The sequence below is a fragment of the Paenibacillus tyrphae genome (assembly GCF_027925525.1).
Lineage (GTDB): Bacteria > Bacillota > Bacilli > Paenibacillales > NBRC-103111 > Paenibacillus_G > Paenibacillus_G tyrfis_B.
Genome location: NZ_BSDJ01000049.1, coordinates 1 through 17563, shown reverse-complemented (window position 1 = coordinate 17563; position 17563 = coordinate 1). Strand labels below are relative to the sequence as shown.

Here is a 17563-nt window from a genome sequence, read left to right as displayed (position 1 = left end):
GGGGCAGCAGGCCATGAACTTATTCGATTTATCGGGAAAAACGGCAGTTATCATCGGAGGCAACAGCACCTTAGGCGGCACGATGGGGATTGCGCTTGGCGGACACGGGGCCGATGTCGCGGTGGTCGCGCGCAATATGGAGAAATCCGAAGAAGTTGCGAAGCGGATCGAAGCGGCCGGCGGACGGGCCAAGTGCTTTTCGGCGGATGCGACGAATGCCGAGGACTTGAAGCGGGTGCTGTCCGAAGTGCTTGCATGGACGGGGCGCTGCGATATTTTGATGAACTGTCCGGGCAAAAACAGCGCGACGCCGTTTTTTGACATTACGATGGACGAATGGGATTCGATTATGGAAGTGAATCTCAAAAGCGTCGTGTTGGCGTGTCAAATTTTTGGGAAGCATATGGTGGACAAGGGCGAAGGGGGCAGCATCATTAACATCTCCTCCGTATCTTCGGACCCACCGCTGTCCAAAGTGTTCACGTACTCCGCTTCCAAAGCGGCGGTGAACAACGTCACCCAATTTCTGGCGCGCGAATTCGCTCCGGCGCGCGTGCGTGTCAATGCCATCATTCCGGGCTTCTTCCCGGCTGAGCAAAACCGCAAAATTTTGTCTCCCGAGCGTGTCGAATCGATCATGCGTCATACGCCGATGAACCGTTTCGGCGAAGCGGAAGAGCTTCAGGGCGCAGCCGTGTATCTGGCTTCGGAGAAAGCTTCGAGTTTCGTCACCGGCACAGTGCTGCGGGTGGACGGGGGCTTCGGAGCGATGACGATTTAAGCGGGAAGGACCAGCTCCCAAACCGACTTCGGTGCAGCAATATCCATCACCGGTCGCTCTTGAGAATGGCTTCCTTGAACTTACCTTGCGGTAAGAATCCATTTTCAAAGGCGACACGCAGGCTCTCCGATGGATATTCTGACCTCCGTCTCTTGGGAAAAGTTCCAAACCTCTAAATCGTCAAAATTAAAATAGAAAAAAGGAAGGAAGAGAAACCACAATGTCCAAACAACAAGTCGGCGTTATCGGTCTTGCGGTCATGGGGAAAAACCTGGCTCTGAACATCGAAAGCAGAGGCTTCACGGTGTCCGTCTTCAACCGTTCGCGGGAGAAAACGGATGCGCTGCTCGCTGAAGCGCAAGGCAAGAATCTGGTCGGTACATACAGCATCGAGGAATTCGTAGCTTCGCTCGAAACGCCTCGCAAAATTTTAATCATGGTGCAAGCGGGCCATGCGACGGACGACACGATTAACCAGTTGGTTCCTCATATGGAAAAAGGCGACATTATCGTCGACGGCGGCAACGCATTTTTCCCGGACACCCAGCGCCGCAACAAAGAGTTGGAAGCGCACGGCCTCCGCTTTATCGGGACGGGCGTATCCGGCGGCGAGGAAGGCGCTCTGAAAGGCCCTGCGATCATGCCGGGCGGGCAAAAGGACGCCTACGAGCTGGTCGCTCCGATTCTGACGGCCATTTCGGCCAAAGTGAACGGCGATCCTTGCTGCACCTACATCGGACCGGACGGCGCCGGCCATTACGTCAAGATGGTACATAACGGCATTGAGTATGGCGACATGCAGCTCATCTGCGAAGCGTACCATCTGCTCAAAGACGTGCTTGGCGTCAGCACACAGGAGCTTCACGAAATTTTCGCCGACTGGAACAAGGGCGAGCTGGACAGCTACCTGATTGAAATCACAACCGACATTTTTACCAAATACGATCAGGAAACGGGCAAGCCGATGGTCGATGTCATTCTCGATTCCGCCGGTCAAAAGGGCACGGGCAAATGGACAAGCCAAAGCGCGCTTGATCTTGGCGTTCCGCTGTCCATCATTACCGAATCCGTCTTCTCCCGCTTCATCTCGGCCATGAAAGAAGAGCGCGTTGCCGCCAGCAAAGTGCTGAACGGACCGAAGCAAGCGGCATTCGACGGCGACCGCGCGGCGTTTATCGAAGCGGTACGGAAGGCGCTGTATGCGAGCAAAATTTGCTCTTACGCGCAGGGCTTCGCCCAAATGAGAGCGGCGAGCGAGGAATACAACTGGAGCCTGGACTACGGCAGCATTGCGATGATTTTCCGCGGCGGCTGCATTATCCGCGCCCGTTTCCTGCAGAACATCAAGGATGCATACGATCGCAATCCGGAGCTTAGAAACCTGCTGCTTGACGAATACTTCAAGGGCATCGTGGAGCAGTACCAAGACGCTTGGAGAAACGTCGTCGCAACGGCAATCACCCGCGGCGTGCCGGTTCCGGCCTTCGCTTCCGCGCTGGCTTACTACGACAGCTACCGGACCGAGCGTTTGCCGGCCAACCTGCTGCAAGCGCAGCGCGATTATTTCGGCGCGCATACCTTCAAACGGGTTGACAAAGAAGGCACCTTCCACTTCCACTGGATGGAAAACTAAGCGGCTACAGGTGCCTTTTGATGCGGTCCGGCTTAACCGGATGCAGACCGAAGGATGCTTCGAACAGCCAGTTCTTGAGCCGGTCGGCCTCCATATCGTGGCCGCCCCGCCGCTGAATGAGCATCAAAGCGATTTCGGCAAAATATCTGAAGTTTTTAAGCAGCCGTGGCTGGGAAAGATCCGTCAAGTTCGGGTCTTCCTCGGCCACCTTTTTTTTAATATACTCCAGCATCCAGACGATTTCTTCTCGGCATAAGGGTCGTGTGGGATCCATGATTTGTTCCAGCTTGTGCTCGGTCCAGTCGGGACCGGCTGCGCTGGGTTGCGGTAGAGCGCCTTGCGTCATATGACCGTGTTCTCCCTTCGGGAAATATGCATTAGACATCATGACTGATCTGGCTGGAATTTATTCACAACCATCTTATGATTTTGTCAAACTTTCTATTCACACGGTGTCGGCTATGATATGATAGGGTCAGTTGAATGATGCGAAAGTTAGAGGTGCAGGGAAGTGGAATACCGTAACATCGTGTTGGTCGGTATGATGGGAACCGGCAAATCCTCCGTCGGACAAGCGCTCGCTTCGAGGTTGAACTGGGTGTACGAGGATACGGACGCTGCCATTGAGCGGGAACAGGGAATGAGCATTACCCGAATGTTTGCGGAGCTCGGAGAGCCCTTCTTCCGCAAAGCGGAAAGCGAAACGATCGAACGGACGCTGCAAGGTCGGCATCAAGTGGTGGCGACCGGAGGCGGGGCCGTTCTGGCAGAGCACAACCGGATACTCATGAAGCGCAGCGGTCTAGTTGTCGCGCTGAAGGCGTCCGCCGAAACGATCATCGAGCGGGTTCGTTCCGATCAAAACCGTCCGTTGCTGCAAGGCGGAGTCGAAGACCGCGTACGCCACATTATGGAGAGCCGCAAGCACGCGTACGATTTTGCGGATCTCCATGTAGATACGGACGGCAAGACCGTCGGGCAGATCGTCGACGAGATCTGCAGCCGCTTGGAGCGGGAGCGGGCTTAAAGCTGCTCCCACTCCAGCATGCCGCCGGTCATGTTGACAAGTCCGGTGAAGCCTTGGGCTTCCAAATATTCAAGCGCCCGCCCGCTGCGATTGCCACTGCGGCAGACGAGAATCGTTTCGCTCTGCTGCGGGATTTCGCCAAGACGCTGAGGGATTTCCATCAACGGAATATGCTTGGCTCCCGGAATCATGCCGAGCGCGACTTCATCCGGTTCGCGCACGTCGATGATGGTAAGCTTTTCGCCGTTTTCAAGCCGTTGCTTGACTTCTTGCGGGGTAATCGTATGCATCAATACAGCCTCCTTCTCGTTCGGCTTGCGGCCGACTTGCCTTCATCATAAAAAGAAAACGGCAGCGTGTCAAACAAAGCGGAACGACTCTCGTTGATGACGCTTATTTCGAATGGGGAAGATATGGGATGACCGTACTTTATATAGGTCTGGCGGGAATTGCCGGAGCGTTGGCGCGGTACGGATTATCCGTCGAAATGAATCCGCAGCAGGTCACCTCGCTGCCATGGGGAACGCTGCTGTGCAACCTCGCCGGCTGCCTGACGCTTGGCTTTCTGGCTTATTTGCCCGGTTTGAAGCGATACCCGGACCTTCGCGCCGCGCTGACAACCGGATTCGTCGGAGCGTTTACAACCTTCTCGACGTTAAGCTGGGAGCTCGTATCCATGCTCCAGCAGCAGCTTTGGACGATCGCTGCTACTTATTTTATCGTCAGTCTGTGGGGCGGAATCGGCTGCATTCGTCTCGGGCGCCGGTTCGGCTTAAATTTGACGGCGGTAAAAAGGGGTTCTGAGAAATGATGTCGAATACGTTAGGAACGCTGCTGCTCGTAAGCGCAGGAGGCTTTGCCGGCGCCGTTGCAAGGTATTGGATCGGCAGTCGGATCGCGGAACGGCTTAAAACTTCTCTGCCATACGGAACGCTGACGGTCAACCTGGCCGGTTCGTTCTTGTTGGGCGTTCTGTGGGGAGGAGGGGCGGACGGACGGCTGATGGCGCTCCTTGGCAGCGGGTTTATGGGGGCATTCACGACCTTTTCGACGCTAAAGCTGGAAAGCGAAGCGCTGCTTCGCCAAGGCGAAAGCCGGACGGCCTGGCTGTATATGGGGCTGTCGTATACACTCGGTTTGCTGCTTGCTTATGCAGGCTATATCCTTTCACTTACATATATAAAGCTCTGACGGACAAGGAGAGATACTTTACGATGAAAGCCATTGTCAAACCGACCCCGCGTCTGGGCGGGACGATTAACGCCCTGTCTTCCAAAAACTACACGACCCGTTATTTGCTCATCGCCGCGCTTGCGGATGGGACGAGCACGGTATACTTTCCGGCCCACAGCGAGGATAGCGATGCGATGCGCCGCTGTATCCGGGATTTGGGCGCCGTTCTGGAAGAGGACGACGAGAAGATGACGATCCGCGGTTTCGGCGTTCATCCGAAGCACGTGAGCGAGCTGAATGTTGGCAATGCGGGAGCGGTACTCCGCTTCCTGATGTCGGTCGCCGCTTTTTGCCCGGAGGTGACGTTTATTAACGCTTATCCGGATTCTCTCGGCAAACGCCCTCATGACGATCTGATCGACGCCTTGAAGCAGATGGGAGTCGAGGTCGAGCACCGGGAAGGAAAGCTGCCGATTACGATTCGCGGCGGCCATCCGCGGGGCGGTAAAATTACCGTTTCCGGGAATGTCAGCTCGCAATTTTTAAGCTCCTTGCTGTTCGTTGCTCCTCTGCTGGACGAGGATAGCGAAATTACAGTGCTGCACGATCTGAAATCGAAAATTATCGTCGGCCAGACACTGGAAGTCATTGCCCAAGCGGGCGTGAAGATCGAAGCGTCCGACGATTTGATGCATTATAAAATTCCGGGCAAGCAGCAGTACAAGCCTCAAAATTACACGGTTCAGGGCGATTATCCCGGCTCTGCCGCCATTCTAGCCGCTGCGGCTGTGACGCATTCGGACGTAACGGTGCTTCATCTGGCGGAGCAAAGCAAGCAGGGCGAGCGGGCCGTCGTCGATGTGCTCCGCGCGATGGGCGTCGATCTTACTCACGAGAACGATGCCGTTCGGATTCGCGGCAATCAGACGCTGACCGCAGGCGAATTCGACGGGGATCATTTCACCGACGCCGTGCTGGCGATGGTTGCTGCGGCGGTGTTCGCGGAAGGTACGTCCCGCTTCTACAATGTAGAGAACCTGCGGTATAAGGAATGTGACCGAATTACGGATTTTGTCAACGAGCTGCGCAAAGCCGGGGCGGATGTGGAAGAAAGACAAAGCGAGATCATCGTTCACGGGCGTCCGCAGAGCGTAACGGGTGGCGTCGAGATTAACGCGCACTACGACCACCGCGTCATCATGGCGCTTACCGTCGTCGGCCTCCGCTCCGAACAAGGATTAATTATCAACGACGCGCACCATGTGGCCAAATCTTACCCGCATTACTTCGAGCATTTGCTGTCGCTCGGGGCGCAGATCGAACTGGTTCAAGAGTAAGGCGCCGCGCGCCGGCGTTGCTCAACCCATCATCATGATCGGCATGCTGATCGTAACGAGGCGGTGAAGGACGTGACCGTATTGTGGAAAGGAATCCAGGTCACGCTTGCTTTATTTCTCATCACAGGGCTTCTCTTTGCGAGCGGCGTATTTGGCGTACTGCTTTACGCTAAACTAACGGGACAGACATGGTTCCGGGACCCGACCGTTGCCTACGCGGAGCAAGAAGCTGCCGCAGCGAAGGCAGCCGCAACCGCTGCACCGCCTGCGGCGAAGCCGGTCGAGCGGCCGAAAAGCATATTGCTGGAAGCTCCGCATATTCGGCAGCTGCCCGAGCTTCCTTCCGGATGCGAAGTGACGAGTCTTACGATGCTGTTGCAATATTACGGCGTGAACAAATCCAAGATGGACTTGGTTCCGGAGATGAAAAAAGATCCGACCCCGATCCGTTATAACAAAAACGGCTCGATCGCTTACTGGGGCAACCCGAACACCGGATTCGTCGGAGAGGTGACGGGGGCTGCCAAAGGGTTCGGGATCTACCATAGCGCATTGTTCGAGCTGCTTAAGGCTTATGTTCCTACGGCGCAAGATCTGACCAAAGAGCCGTTCTCGAAGCTGGAAGACCAATTGATTCAGGGAGTGCCGTCCGTCGTTTGGACGACGATCAATTATCAGGTTCCGGCCAATTGGGTCGTGTGGGATACGCCGATCGGTCCCATCGAGACGACCTTTATGGAGCATGCGGTGCTGCTGGTCGGCTTTGACGAACAGTACGTATATGTCAACGACCCTCTTGCCGGCCAAAGCAACAAAAAAATCGACAAAGAAGCGTTTATCGCAACATGGGATGCGATGGGACGCCAAGCGTTAAGCTATACAAAGGCACAATAAATTCATGAAGCGAGGAGCGGTACGTCATGGTTTTTGAAAATCCACCACGTGAACGAATTAAAGAACTATTGGCAGGAGCCGGCAACGTAGCGGTCGTTGGGCTGTCCGACAAGCCCGACCGCGTATCTTACATGGTTGCGGAAGCCATGCAGAAGAAAGGCTACCGCATTATTCCGGTCAATCCGACCGTAAGCGGATCGATTCTCGGGGAAACTTGCTACGCATCGCTCAGCGATATTCCCGAACCGGTCGATATCGTGAACGTATTCCGCCGCAGCGAACAGGTCGTTCCCGTAGCCGAAGAAGCGGTAAAGATCGGGGCCAAGGTGTTCTGGCTGCAGCAGGGGATCTTTAACGAAGAAGCGGCGGATATTGCCCGCGCTGGCGGTCTCGAAGTGATCATGGACCGCTGCATCAAAGTAGAAGACTCGATTTTGCTGCCCGGAGGGAAATAAATTGTTCCGGTCAGACGTGCGTCGTTATTTATCGGTTTATTTGGTTATGGATCTTACGGGCCACGAAGGGAAGTCGGCGCTTGATATCGCCCGGGCGGCACTGGACGGCGGCGTAACGATGATCCAGCTTCGCGAGAAAAAAGCGCCTCTGGCCCGCGTCATCGAAGAAGGCAGAGCGCTGCGGGAACTTTGTCGGGGATATGGCGTCCCGTTTCTGGTCAACGACCGGGTCGATGTGGCGCTGGCGCTGGACGCCGACGGTGTGCATGTCGGCCAGGACGATCTGCCGGGATTGGAAGCCCGTAAGCTGCTCGGCGAGGATAAGATCATCGGCATCTCCGCCGGCACGATGGCTGAGGCCGAGTGGGCCATGGCTCAAGGCGCAGATTATTTGGGCGTGGGCGCCGTCTATTCCACCCTTACCAAAGGGGATGCCGGGGCACCGATCGGCACCGGGTTGATTTCGGAGAGCAAGCAGCGCTGGCCGCATATTAGCATGGTCGGGATCGGAGGCATTGACGCTTCCAATGCGGCGCCCGTCATTCAGGCCGGCGCGGACGGAGTAGCCGTCGTATCGGCTATCGTTCGGCAAAGCGATCCTTGCTCGGCCGCCCGGCAGTTAAAGCAGGAAGTTTGTCCCGGACAATCCTAAAAAAAATAAACGGCAAGTAATAAAATAAATCCTCCTTGAAGACAATAAGAAAGGCTTCTGGAATGGAACGGAACAACGACCAGCACCGGAAGACTTTCTATAATAACTTCGAGGAGGATTTTGTCGCATGTACCAACAAGGCTACCAAAGCAGCTATCAAAACCAATTGGGTACGGCCGGTCTTGCAAGCTCCCAATACGCGAAATACCAACCGGTCGGTTATGTACAATCCCAATACAACCAGTCCTTGAATCAATCCGGAATCGGCCAGCAATACGGAGCGGGGCAGCAGTTCTCTCAATTCCAAAACCCGCAATCGTACCATACGGCCAACTACCGCGGTAACCAACAAGGGCATGACGCCTATCTTCGCTCCGATTCCACGCAGCCGGCCCAAAGCCAATTCGGAATCGGCGCACCCCAATTCGGCGCTTCTTCTTTCGGAGCCGGACAACAGTTCTCGCAATATCAAAGCCCGCAATCGCCGCAATCGTATCATACGGCTAATTACCGCGGGAACCAACAAGGTCATGACGCTTACCTGCGTTCAGATTCCACGCAGCCGGCCCAAAGCCAATTCGGCATCGGCGCAAGCCAATTCGGTGCCACAAGCTTTGCAAGCCAAAATCAATTCGGGCAGCAATTGGGCGTTTCCGGGCAATCGTACTCCCAATTCCAAAGCCCGCAATCGTACCATCTGGCTCACTACCGCGGCAACCAACAAGATCACGATGCGTATCTCCGTTCCGATTCCAATCAACCGGCGCAAAGCCAATTCGGCATCGGCGCAGTGGGTATCGGCACAGCCGGTTTCGGCGCCAGCGGCATCGGCTTTAACAGATTCTAATTTTAATCGGCAAGCAGCTTCGAACGGGCGGGCCCGGCAGGCCCGTCTTCTTTGTGTTTTCCCTGAACTTACGGTTTGACAAAAAACGGTTCGGAGCGTACCATCGTTAGTATGAAAGGGGGAACGGACCGATTTGAATTGGATGGGAAACTTGCAGCAGCTTGGCCGGTCGCTTATGATGCCGACCATTACCCTTCCCGTTGCCGCTATCTTGCTGCGCCTCGGTACCCTGCCTTGGGATCGGATTCATATGCCCCGCGTCGGGGAAATTTTATTGCTCTGCGGCACAACGATCTTTACGTATTTGCCGCTTATTTTTGCGGTCGGCGTCGCTCTGGGGTTGACGGAAAGCGCAGGAATCGCGGGCATGTCGGCGCTTATCGGCCATTACATGTTCAGTGAAGCGACGCAGCGTTACCTCGGCGATTCGTTTCAGCTCGGCGTTCCCGGCGGCATTATGATCGGGTTGCTGGCCGCCGTCATTTATCATAGGGTAAAGCATATTCAGCTTCCCGAATCGATTCAATTTTTCGGCGGCCCCCGTATGGTGCCGCTGCTGATGGGGCTTGCCATTTTCTTATTGATCTTGCTGATGATCCAAGTCGGTCCTGTGCTCGAAACAGGGATGGAGAAGCTCACGAATTTTATCTTGGGGCTCGGCGGCTTCGGCACATTTTTATACGGCATTATTCACCGTCTTCTGGTCCCATCCGGACTGCATCACGTGTTTAACAACTTTTTCTGGTTTCAGCTAGGTGCATACAATGATGCGCAAGGACAGCCGGTATTCGGCGACTTGCCCCGTTACTTTGCCGGTGATCCGACAGCGGGAGTGTATATGGCCGGCCTATATCCGATCATGATGTTCGCGCTGCCCGCTATTGCCTTGGCGATTATTCAGGAAGCGCGCGAGGATTTAAAGCCGAAAATTCGCACGACTTTCCTGACGGCGGCTTTCGCCTGCTTCTTAACCGGGGTGACCGAGCCGATTGAGTTTGCGTTTTTGTTTGTGGCGCCGTATCTGTTTTTCGTGCATGCGATTCTTTCGGGATTGGCCATGTGGATCGCTTACGTGCTCGATATTCACCACGGCTTCTCTTATTCGGCGGGAGCGATCGATTACTTGATCAATCTGCACTTGTCGACCCGCGGCCTGCTGCTGATTCCGATCGGGCTGGCGTACGGCTTCGTCTACTATGTGCTGTTCCGCTGGGCGATCCGCCGCTTCCGCATCCCGACGCCCGGCCGCGAAGAAGGCTCGCAGCTCGAAGAATGGGCCGGGGACATTCCGTACCGTTCGCCGCTCATTTTGCAGGCGCTGGGCGGCAAAGAAAACATCAAGAACATCGAAGCGTGCATTACCCGCCTGCGGCTCACGCTAGTCAATGACCGCCAGATGGATGTGTCGGCGCTTCGACTTCTTGGTGCGGCCGGCGTTATCCGTTTGGGCGGAGGCAACGTTCAGGTCGTGTTCGGGACGTATTCGGAATTGATCCGTGAAGAGATGATCAAGTCCATGCGCAAAGATATTCAGCAGGTGCTGTTCAGCTCGCCGATGCAAGGGCGGATGATCCCGCTGGAGGAAGTGCCGGACAAAATTTTTGCCGGCAAGCTGGTAGGCAACGGTGTCGCCTTTTTCCCCGATAAAGGGGAGCTCGTATCGCCTGTGGCCGGTAAAATCATCCACGTTTATCCGACGCTTCACGCCCTGGGGATCGAAACGGAGCAAGGACTTCAAGTGCTCCTCCATATCGGAATCGATACTGCTGGCCTGCAGGGCAAATATTTTACCGCTTACGTGAAAGAAGGAGACCTGGTCGAACCGGGCCAACTGCTCGTCAGGTTCAATCTGCAGAAAGTGAAGAAAAACTGCAAGTCGCTCGCGACGCCTATGCTCATCACGAACGTCGATATGGTGAGATCATGGAGCTTCGCGCCTTACAAAGCCGTGAAGAAAGGACAGGCGTCGGTCATGTCCGTCATGCTGAAAAATACCGCTACAACAGGAGTTACAGGGGGAGGGAACGCTTATGGTTGAGGGGATCGGAGCTTCGTCGGGGATTGCAATGGGCAAAGCTTTCGTTATTCCAACCTGGGAATGGGACTTTCCCGAAAAGCTGATCGACGTCACGGACTTGGCGTACGAATTCGAAAGGTTATATGACGGAATCCGCCATTCCAAGGATGAAATCGAACTGATCAAACAGGAATTCGTCAGCGTACTGGGCGAGGAGCAAACGCAAATTTTCGACGCGCATCTGGCCATCTTGGAAGACCCGATTTTCATGAACGAAGTGCAGGGGATCATGCAGCGGCAGTACAAAGCGGCCGAGGTCGCCGTCAAAGAAGCGATCGATAAGTTCGTAGGAATGTTCGATCTGCTCGACGACGGCTATATGAAGGAGCGCGCGCTCGATATTAAAGATGTCGGCAACCGGCTGCTCAAGCATCTGCTGGGAGCGCTCGAAGAGACGCTGCCGCCCAAGGATCAGCCTTACATTCTCGTAGCCAAAGAGCTGATTCCGTCCCAAATGGTGCATCTGGACGTGAGTCTGGCGTTAGGGCTGGTCACGATGCTGGGAGGCAAAACGTCGCATGTGGCGATCATGGCCCGCGCGATGGGCGTTCCGTACGTTCTCGGGCTTGAGGGCAAGCTGCAAACGCCGATCCAAAACGGAGATTATCTGATCATCGACGGCGACGAGGGCGTCGTCTATGTGAATCCTGCCGACGCTGTGATCGAGAAATACAAGGCGCGCAAGGAAACGTGGAAAGCCGTTCAGGAGCAGCTGCAAAAGCTGGCCCATTTGCCTACCCGGACGGAGGACGGAAGGCAGATGCATTTGGCGGCCAACATCAGCTCGGTGAAGGAGCTGGAGCTGGTCATGAAGAACGGCGCTTCCGGCGTCGGCCTGTTCCGGACGGAATTTTTGTACATGGACCGCAGCAGCTTTCCCGAAGAAGAGGAGCAGTTCGCCGTATACCGCGAGGTGGCCGAGCGGCTGGGCGGCAAGCCGGTTGTCATTCGGACGCTGGATGTCGGAGGGGATAAGCATCTCGATTATTTGGCCCTGCCGGAGGAAGAGAATCCGTCGCTTGGTTACCGCGCGATCCGGATCATGCTGGACCGGACGGATTTGTTCAAAACGCAGCTTCGGGCCATATTGCGGGCCAGCCATTACGGTCACGTTAAAATCTTGTATCCGATGATTTCCTCGCTAGACGAGCTGCGCAGAGCCAATGAAGTGCTGGAGGAAGCGAAAAAGGAGCTTGCTGCCGAAGGAACCCCGTTCCGCTCCGACATTGAGGTCGGCATTATGATCGAGCTTCCGGCTGCGGTCATGATCTCCGATCTGCTCGCGCAAAAGGTCGACTTTTTCAGCATCGGAACGAACGACTTGGTGCAATACGTACTGGCCGTCGACCGGATGAACGAGACGGTGGCGCATTTGTACGACCCGTTTCATCCGTCGGTGCTCCGCATGCTGAAGATTACGGCCGATCATGCCCACAAGCATGGGACGCATATCAGCGTATGCGGCGAGCTGGCAGGGGATGTCCGCGCTTTGCCGATTTGGATCGCGCTCGGCATTACCGACTTGAGCATGTCAGTGCAGTCGATTTTGAAGGTGAAAAACAGCCTGCTCCAAAGCAGGCACAGCGAAGGCGAGAAGATTTGGGAGGAGCTGGCCGGCTGTGCCAGCAGCGCCGAAGTGGTGACCGTCCTTACCAAGTATTTGGAGACGGATATCGCCGATCAGTCGGGCCACACGAGACCCGCTTGCGGTTTCTCATAAGCACTGTTGACTTTTTACGATACTAGACATAATTGGGGGAGAATGGGATGAATCTTGCGGGACATAAAGTACTTGCGTTTGTCGACGAAGAATTTGAAGATCTGGAGATGTGGTACCCGGTGCTGCGGCTGCGGGAATCCGGGCTTGACGTACATCTGGCAGGTCCTAAAGCGGGCACCGTCTATCACGGAAAATACGGCGTTCCTCTGACGACCGAATACGCCCTGGACGAAGTGAAGTCCGAAGACTATATCGGGCTTTATGTGCCGGGCGGCTGGGCGCCGGACAAACTGCGCCGTTATGTTTCGGTGCTGCGGCTGACCCGTGAATTTCACGAAGCGGAAAAACCGATTGCGCACATTTGTCATGCCGGCTGGGTGCTCGTTTCGGCGAAAATATGCCAGGGCTACACCATGACTTCCACGCCGGGCATCAAGGACGATCTTGAAAATGCGGGAGCAATTTGGGTCGATCAGGAAGCGGTAGTCGACCGTCACATTGTGTCGGGACGCAGACCTCCGGATCTTCCGGCGTTTACCAAAGCGTTCGTGGACCGTTTAGCGCAATATGCCGAGGAGCATAAGGGATGAACATGATCGTCAGGTGGCTGCCTTCCGTCCTGTGGATGGCAGTTATTTTTTATTTGTCCTCGCGGACCGGCGACGATCTTGGGGGATGGCTGGATGAAATCCGCCTGATTATTCCTGCGATGGAAGGGTTCGATTGGGGCCATTTCGTTTCTTACTTTATATTGGCTTGGACTTATTTATGGGCACTTCGTCCCAAGCGGCTGACCTTCCTGGCGAAGTTTACGGTCGTGCTGCTGTGCGTGCTTTACGGGGTGACGGACGAATATCACCAATCGTTCGTACCCGGGCGCACGCCGGATGTCATGGATATCCGCAACGATGGGATTGGAGCCGCTTTGGCGATGCTTGCGCTGTCGCTGCCTTTTGTCCGGCGCGCTTACGAGCGCCTGTGTGCTAAATATTACTAGCCTCGCGGCGGCAGGAGTTTGTTCGCGAAGGTAGAATATTTGTATCTAAGCAGGATGAACGAATGTGCCGTCATTGACGACGGTGGCGCGTTTGTCGGGACCGTCGGAATCAACGGATTCCGATCGTTTGAGAAAGGTTTGGCGTTGCTGCCAAAAGGAGTGGTAGTTGTTGCATAAGCCGTGCAAGTGTGGTAAGGCGATGAGCATTCGTCTTCGAACCGTCATTTACCAAAACAAAGTCGAGATCGGGAACGTTCCGATTTTCTCGTGCGACACCTGCAACCGCAGCGAGGTGTTTGCCGAAGTGAAGCCGGAATTAACCGGACTCATCGGCAAGCTCGGCAGCGAGCCGGAGAAGCAATTGCTTCAGTTTGACGATGTATGCGAAGTCGCCCATTTGATGGTCAAAGTAACGGAGAAAAAAAGGGCAGCCGACCCCGTAGAGACAATAATCCAAGAAAGAATCAACGAACTGCTTGATCTGCTGCTATTGGCCCAGTCGCTGGACGACGGCGGATGGATTGACGACGTCCGCAAAAGACTGTCGCAAATCGCCAAGCATTCGGTAACGGTACACGATTTTTGAAAGCCGCTGCTTCGCAGTTGGCTTTTTTTGTGTCTTTTTGATACTATATTCGTAGGACTATGACCAATTCATTGCGAAAACAAGCATTTTGTCGTATGATAAGGCTAAATGACATGATCGCATTATACTTTTTAGAACAATGGAGAGAATGGCCGTGACTGTGACAATTTATGATGTAGCCAGAGAAGCAGGCGTTTCCATGGCAACCGTTTCCAGGGTTGTCAACAATAACCCGAACGTGAAGCCGCAGACGCGCAAGAAGGTGTTTGAGGCGATCGAGCGTTTAGGCTACCGTCCGAATGCCGTAGCAAGAGGCTTAGCCAGCAAGAAAACGACAACGGTCGGCGTGGTCATTCCCGATATTTCCAACTCGATCTTTTCCGAGGTTGCGCGCGGCATCGAAGATATCGCGAATATGTATCACTACAATATTATTTTATCCAACGCGGACAAGAAGAAGGAAAAAGAAATCCGCGTAATCAACACCTTGCTGGAGAAGCAAGTAGACGGACTGCTCTTCATGGGCGGGGCGATTACCGAGGAACACATTCAGGCGTTCAAGACGTCTTCTGTACCGGTGGTGCTGTGTGCGACGGCGGATGAACAGCGGACGATTCCTTCGGTCGATATCGACCATGAGAAGGCGGCGTTTGACGCCGTAAACGTACTGCTGGAGAACGGACACCGCGATATCGCCATGATTTCCGGCACTTTGCAGGACCCTGCCAACGGTTACGCACGTTACCAAGGATACAAGAAAGCGCTCGAAGCCGCGAACATTCCGGTGCGCGAAGAACTGGTCCGTATCGGGAACTACCGCTATGAATCGGGTCTGGAAGTAACGAAGTACTTCCTGGAGCTGGACAACCGTCCTACGGCGATCTTTGCCGCAACGGACGAGATGGCGATCGGAGCGATTCACACGCTGCAGGATAACGGCTTGAAGGTTCCGGAAGACATGTCCGTCATCAGCGTGGACAACATTCGGATGGCTTCGATGGTTCGTCCGCTGCTGACAACGGTTGCTCAGCCGATGTACGACATCGGTGCTGTGGCGATGCGCTTGTTGACCAAGCTGATGAATAAAGAAACGAAGGATGCTTCGGAGCTGTCGCAGGTTATTTTGCCGCATGAAGTGATTTATAGAAATTCGGTGGCTCATCGCTAATATGAGCCACTTTCTTTTGTAAAAAGGGGGATTTGGGGTTGACGTACGGTAAACTAGGCGTCATCGGCGCGATGAAGGAAGAAATCGAACTGTTCCACGAGCATATGGAGCAGGTGCGGGAATCGGCGAAGGCAGGAATCACGTTCTACGAAGGCGTTTTCCACGGGAAAAGCATCGTTCTGTGCAAATCGGGCGTAGGCAAAGTGAACGCTGCGGTAACGACACAGATTTTAATCGATACCTACGGCGTGGAAGCCGTAATCTTCACCGGAGTGGCAGGGGCGGTTGACCCGTCGCTGAACGTCGGCGATATCGTGGTGTCGACGGAGTGCCTACAGCACGATATGGACGTAACGGCCCTTGGATTTTCGCGCGGGACGATTCCTTATGCGGCGACGTCGGTTTTTGCTGCCGATACGGAACTGCGTAGCGCTGCGGCCGGAGCGAGCCGGGAGCTGTTCGGAGCAGTCAAGGAAGGACGGGTACTTTCCGGCGACCAGTTTATCGCCAGCCGGGAGACGGTCCAATTGCTGCATAAGGAGCTTCAAGGCGCATGCGTCGAGATGGAGGGCGCGGCGGTCGCCCAGGCTTGCTCGATGAACGGTATCCCGTTCGTCATCATCCGTTCCATGTCCGACAAGGCGGACGGATCGGCGCACGTCAATTTTGCGGAATTCACCGTGCAGGCTTCCGAAAACTCATACCGCATCGTGGATCAGATTATCAAGCATCTGTCATAGGTTTGACGGACACCGGAAGCGGTCCAAACCAGAGAAGTAGAAGGAGAGAATATACGATGTCATCCGTAACGATGGAACAATTGGTCGCTTTGGCCAAGCACAGAGGCTTTATTTTCCCGGGCTCCGAAATTTACGGCGGTCTTGCCAATACGTGGGACTACGGTCCGCTTGGCGTTGAGCTGAAGAATAACATTAAGCGCGCCTGGTGGAAAAAGTTCATTCAAGAATCCCCGTACAATGTCGGTCTCGACGCGGCTATTCTGATGAACCCTCAAGCTTGGGTCGCATCCGGTCATGTAGGCAACTTCAACGATCCGATGATCGATTGCAAGCAGTGTAAAGTGCGTCACCGCGCGGACAAATTGATTGAGAACGCCTTGGCGGAAAAAGGCATCGAGATGATCGTCGACGGCCTGTCGTTTGCCGAGATGGAGAAGCTGATCGCCGAGCATAAGATCGTTTGCCCGGACTGCGGAGCGTTGGATTACACGGAAATTCGCCAGTTTAACCTGATGTTCAAAACGTTCCAAGGCGTAACCGAATCGAGCGCGAACGTTGTTTATATGCGTCCGGAGACGGCGCAGGGCATTTTCGTCAACTTCAAGAACGTACAGCGCACCATGCGCAAAAAGCTGCCGTTCGGCATCGGCCAAGTCGGTAAAAGCTTCCGGAACGAAATTACGCCGGGGAACTTCACCTTCCGTACGCGCGAGTTTGAACAAATGGAGCTTGAATTTTTCTGCAAGCCGGGCGAAGACCTGCAATGGTTCGAATACTGGCGTTCGTATTGCCGCGATTGGCTCTTAAACCTCGGCATCACGGAGGCGAACATTCGTCTGCGCGATCACTCGGACGACGAGTTGTCCCATTATTCCAATGCAACGACGGACATTGAATACAAATTCCCGTTCGGCTGGGGCGAGCTGTGGGGTATCGCCGACCGCACGGATTACGATTTGAAGCAGCATATGACGCATTCCGGCGAAGATTTCAACTATATCGAGCAAGAAACGAACGAGCGGTATATTCCGTACTGCATCGAGCCGTCGTTGGGTGCGGACCGGGTAACGCTGGCGTTCCTGATTGACGCGTTCGAGGAACAGAAGCTGGAAGGCGACGACAGCCGGACGGTATTGCATTTGCATCCGGCGCTGGCGCCTTATAAAGCGGCGATTTTCCCGCTCTCGAAGAAGCTTTCCGACGGAGCTAACCAAGTATTTGCCGATTTGGCGAAGCACTTCTTGGTCGACTATGACGAGGCCGGTTCGATCGGCAAGCGTTACCGTCGTCATGACGAGATCGGTACGCCGTTCTGCATTACGTACGACTTCGAGTCGGAGCAGGACGGTCAAGTGACCGTTCGTGACCGCGATACGATGGAGCAAACGCGGATGCCGATCAGCGAGCTCAAAGCGTTTATCGAGTCGAAATTGCAGTTCTAATCTCCCAAACAAGAAACAGCCCGCGCTAATACGG

The 17563-nt window shown here is 54.8% G+C and carries 20 protein-coding genes; 18 read left to right on the top strand and 2 right to left on the bottom strand.

The window, feature by feature from the left end:
- The first annotated feature begins 13 nt into the window (after nucleotides 1-13).
- Nucleotides 14-781: an SDR family oxidoreductase gene (locus QMG93_RS33475; protein ID WP_281944251.1), complete on the top strand. Its 768-nt coding sequence runs from the start codon at nucleotides 14-16 to the stop codon at nucleotides 779-781.
- 220 nt (nucleotides 782-1001) lie between these two features.
- On the top strand, nucleotides 1002-2414 hold the full coding sequence (gene gndA / locus QMG93_RS33470) for an NADP-dependent phosphogluconate dehydrogenase (RefSeq protein ID WP_281944250.1): 1413 nt from the start codon (nucleotides 1002-1004) through the stop codon (nucleotides 2412-2414).
- A gap of 4 nt (nucleotides 2415-2418) precedes the next feature.
- Here gndA and QMG93_RS33465 read toward each other — a convergent pair whose 3' ends face one another.
- Nucleotides 2419-2760 (bottom strand): hypothetical protein, encoded by a 342-nt coding sequence (locus QMG93_RS33465; RefSeq protein WP_281944249.1) that lies wholly within the window; start codon nucleotides 2758-2760, stop codon nucleotides 2419-2421.
- 165 nt (nucleotides 2761-2925) lie between these two features.
- On the opposite strand from QMG93_RS33465, the gene QMG93_RS33460 reads away from it, so the two are divergent.
- A complete protein-coding gene (locus QMG93_RS33460) occupies nucleotides 2926-3441 on the top strand; it encodes a shikimate kinase (RefSeq protein ID WP_281944248.1) in 516 nt (171 codons plus the stop codon).
- Here QMG93_RS33460 and QMG93_RS33455 read toward each other — a convergent pair.
- Nucleotides 3438-3731, bottom strand: coding sequence for a rhodanese-like domain-containing protein (locus tag QMG93_RS33455; protein WP_281944247.1), 294 nt, complete (start codon nucleotides 3729-3731; stop codon nucleotides 3438-3440). The two genes, QMG93_RS33460 and QMG93_RS33455, sit on opposite strands and share 4 nt — an antisense overlap.
- A 128-nt stretch (nucleotides 3732-3859) precedes the next feature.
- Between QMG93_RS33455 and crcB the strand changes: the two genes are divergently transcribed.
- From crcB to QMG93_RS33380, 15 genes are all read left to right on the top strand, one after another.
- A complete protein-coding gene (gene crcB, locus QMG93_RS33450; protein ID WP_281944246.1) occupies nucleotides 3860-4252 on the top strand; it encodes a fluoride efflux transporter CrcB in 393 nt (130 codons plus the stop codon).
- Nucleotides 4249-4632, top strand: coding sequence for a fluoride efflux transporter FluC (locus QMG93_RS33445; protein ID WP_036677644.1), 384 nt, complete (start codon nucleotides 4249-4251; stop codon nucleotides 4630-4632). Before crcB ends, QMG93_RS33445 begins: the two co-directional genes overlap by 4 nt.
- Before the next feature lie 23 nt (nucleotides 4633-4655).
- Entirely contained in the window at nucleotides 4656-5951 is a 1296-nt protein-coding gene (gene aroA / locus QMG93_RS33440; protein ID WP_281944245.1) for a 3-phosphoshikimate 1-carboxyvinyltransferase, read from the top strand.
- Nucleotides 5952-6023: 72 nt separating this feature from the next.
- Nucleotides 6024-6845, top strand: a complete 822-nt coding sequence (locus QMG93_RS33435) for a C39 family peptidase (RefSeq protein WP_281944244.1) — start codon at nucleotides 6024-6026, stop codon at nucleotides 6843-6845.
- A 26-nt stretch (nucleotides 6846-6871) separates the two neighbouring features.
- Nucleotides 6872-7300, top strand: a complete 429-nt coding sequence (locus tag QMG93_RS33430) for a CoA-binding protein (RefSeq protein WP_281944243.1) — start codon at nucleotides 6872-6874, stop codon at nucleotides 7298-7300.
- Between the two features lies 1 nt (nucleotide 7301).
- Complete coding sequence (gene thiE / locus QMG93_RS33425) at nucleotides 7302-7952, top strand: thiamine phosphate synthase (protein ID WP_281944242.1); 651 nt, start codon at nucleotides 7302-7304, stop codon at nucleotides 7950-7952.
- A 127-nt stretch (nucleotides 7953-8079) separates the two neighbouring features.
- Nucleotides 8080-8799 carry a hypothetical protein gene (locus QMG93_RS33420; protein ID WP_281944241.1) on the top strand — a complete coding sequence of 240 codons (720 nt, stop codon included), beginning with the start codon at nucleotides 8080-8082 and terminating at the stop codon, nucleotides 8797-8799.
- A gap of 133 nt (nucleotides 8800-8932) precedes the next feature.
- Nucleotides 8933-10837 carry a glucose PTS transporter subunit IIA gene (locus tag QMG93_RS33415; protein WP_281944240.1) on the top strand — a complete coding sequence of 635 codons (1905 nt, stop codon included), beginning with the start codon at nucleotides 8933-8935 and terminating at the stop codon, nucleotides 10835-10837.
- Nucleotides 10830-12596, top strand: coding sequence for a phosphoenolpyruvate--protein phosphotransferase (gene ptsP / locus QMG93_RS33410; protein ID WP_281944239.1), 1767 nt, complete (start codon nucleotides 10830-10832; stop codon nucleotides 12594-12596). Before QMG93_RS33415 ends, ptsP begins: the two co-directional genes overlap by 8 nt.
- Nucleotides 12597-12643: 47 nt before the next feature.
- A complete protein-coding gene (locus tag QMG93_RS33405) occupies nucleotides 12644-13186 on the top strand; it encodes a type 1 glutamine amidotransferase domain-containing protein (RefSeq protein WP_281944238.1) in 543 nt (180 codons plus the stop codon).
- On the top strand, nucleotides 13183-13593 hold the full coding sequence (locus tag QMG93_RS33400) for a VanZ family protein (protein ID WP_281944237.1): 411 nt from the start codon (nucleotides 13183-13185) through the stop codon (nucleotides 13591-13593). The genes QMG93_RS33405 and QMG93_RS33400 overlap by 4 nt, the downstream gene beginning before the upstream one ends.
- A 169-nt stretch (nucleotides 13594-13762) precedes the next feature.
- On the top strand, nucleotides 13763-14179 hold the full coding sequence (locus QMG93_RS33395) for a hypothetical protein (RefSeq protein ID WP_281944236.1): 417 nt from the start codon (nucleotides 13763-13765) through the stop codon (nucleotides 14177-14179).
- A gap of 154 nt (nucleotides 14180-14333) precedes the next feature.
- Complete coding sequence (gene ccpA / locus QMG93_RS33390; RefSeq protein ID WP_281944235.1) at nucleotides 14334-15347, top strand: catabolite control protein A; 1014 nt, start codon at nucleotides 14334-14336, stop codon at nucleotides 15345-15347.
- A gap of 38 nt (nucleotides 15348-15385) precedes the next feature.
- Nucleotides 15386-16087: a 5'-methylthioadenosine/adenosylhomocysteine nucleosidase gene (locus QMG93_RS33385; RefSeq protein ID WP_281944234.1), complete on the top strand. Its 702-nt coding sequence runs from the start codon at nucleotides 15386-15388 to the stop codon at nucleotides 16085-16087.
- 56 nt (nucleotides 16088-16143) lie between these two features.
- Nucleotides 16144-17529, top strand: a complete 1386-nt coding sequence (locus QMG93_RS33380; protein ID WP_281944233.1) for a glycine--tRNA ligase — start codon at nucleotides 16144-16146, stop codon at nucleotides 17527-17529.
- Nucleotides 17530-17563 lie beyond the last annotated feature (34 nt).

Coding starts and splice junctions, on each gene's coding strand:
- gndA (WP_281944250.1), top strand. CDS start 1,002: ATGTCCAAACAACAAGTCGGCGTTATCGGTCTTGCGGTCATGGGGAAA.
- ptsP (WP_281944239.1), top strand. CDS start 10,830: ATGGTTGAGGGGATCGGAGCTTCGTCGGGGATTGCAATGGGCAAAGCT.
- QMG93_RS33455 (WP_281944247.1), bottom strand. CDS start 3,731: ATGCATACGATTACCCCGCAAGAAGTCAAGCAACGGCTTGAAAACGGC.
- QMG93_RS33400 (WP_281944237.1), top strand. CDS start 13,183: ATGAACATGATCGTCAGGTGGCTGCCTTCCGTCCTGTGGATGGCAGTT.
- aroA (WP_281944245.1), top strand. CDS start 4,656: ATGAAAGCCATTGTCAAACCGACCCCGCGTCTGGGCGGGACGATTAAC.
- QMG93_RS33430 (WP_281944243.1), top strand. CDS start 6,872: ATGGTTTTTGAAAATCCACCACGTGAACGAATTAAAGAACTATTGGCA.
- QMG93_RS33380 (WP_281944233.1), top strand. CDS start 16,144: ATGTCATCCGTAACGATGGAACAATTGGTCGCTTTGGCCAAGCACAGA.
- QMG93_RS33445 (WP_036677644.1), top strand. CDS start 4,249: ATGATGTCGAATACGTTAGGAACGCTGCTGCTCGTAAGCGCAGGAGGC.
- QMG93_RS33465 (WP_281944249.1), bottom strand. CDS start 2,760: ATGACGCAAGGCGCTCTACCGCAACCCAGCGCAGCCGGTCCCGACTGG.
- QMG93_RS33420 (WP_281944241.1), top strand. CDS start 8,080: ATGTACCAACAAGGCTACCAAAGCAGCTATCAAAACCAATTGGGTACG.
- QMG93_RS33475 (WP_281944251.1), top strand. CDS start 14: ATGAACTTATTCGATTTATCGGGAAAAACGGCAGTTATCATCGGAGGC.
- crcB (WP_281944246.1), top strand. CDS start 3,860: ATGACCGTACTTTATATAGGTCTGGCGGGAATTGCCGGAGCGTTGGCG.
- QMG93_RS33405 (WP_281944238.1), top strand. CDS start 12,644: ATGAATCTTGCGGGACATAAAGTACTTGCGTTTGTCGACGAAGAATTT.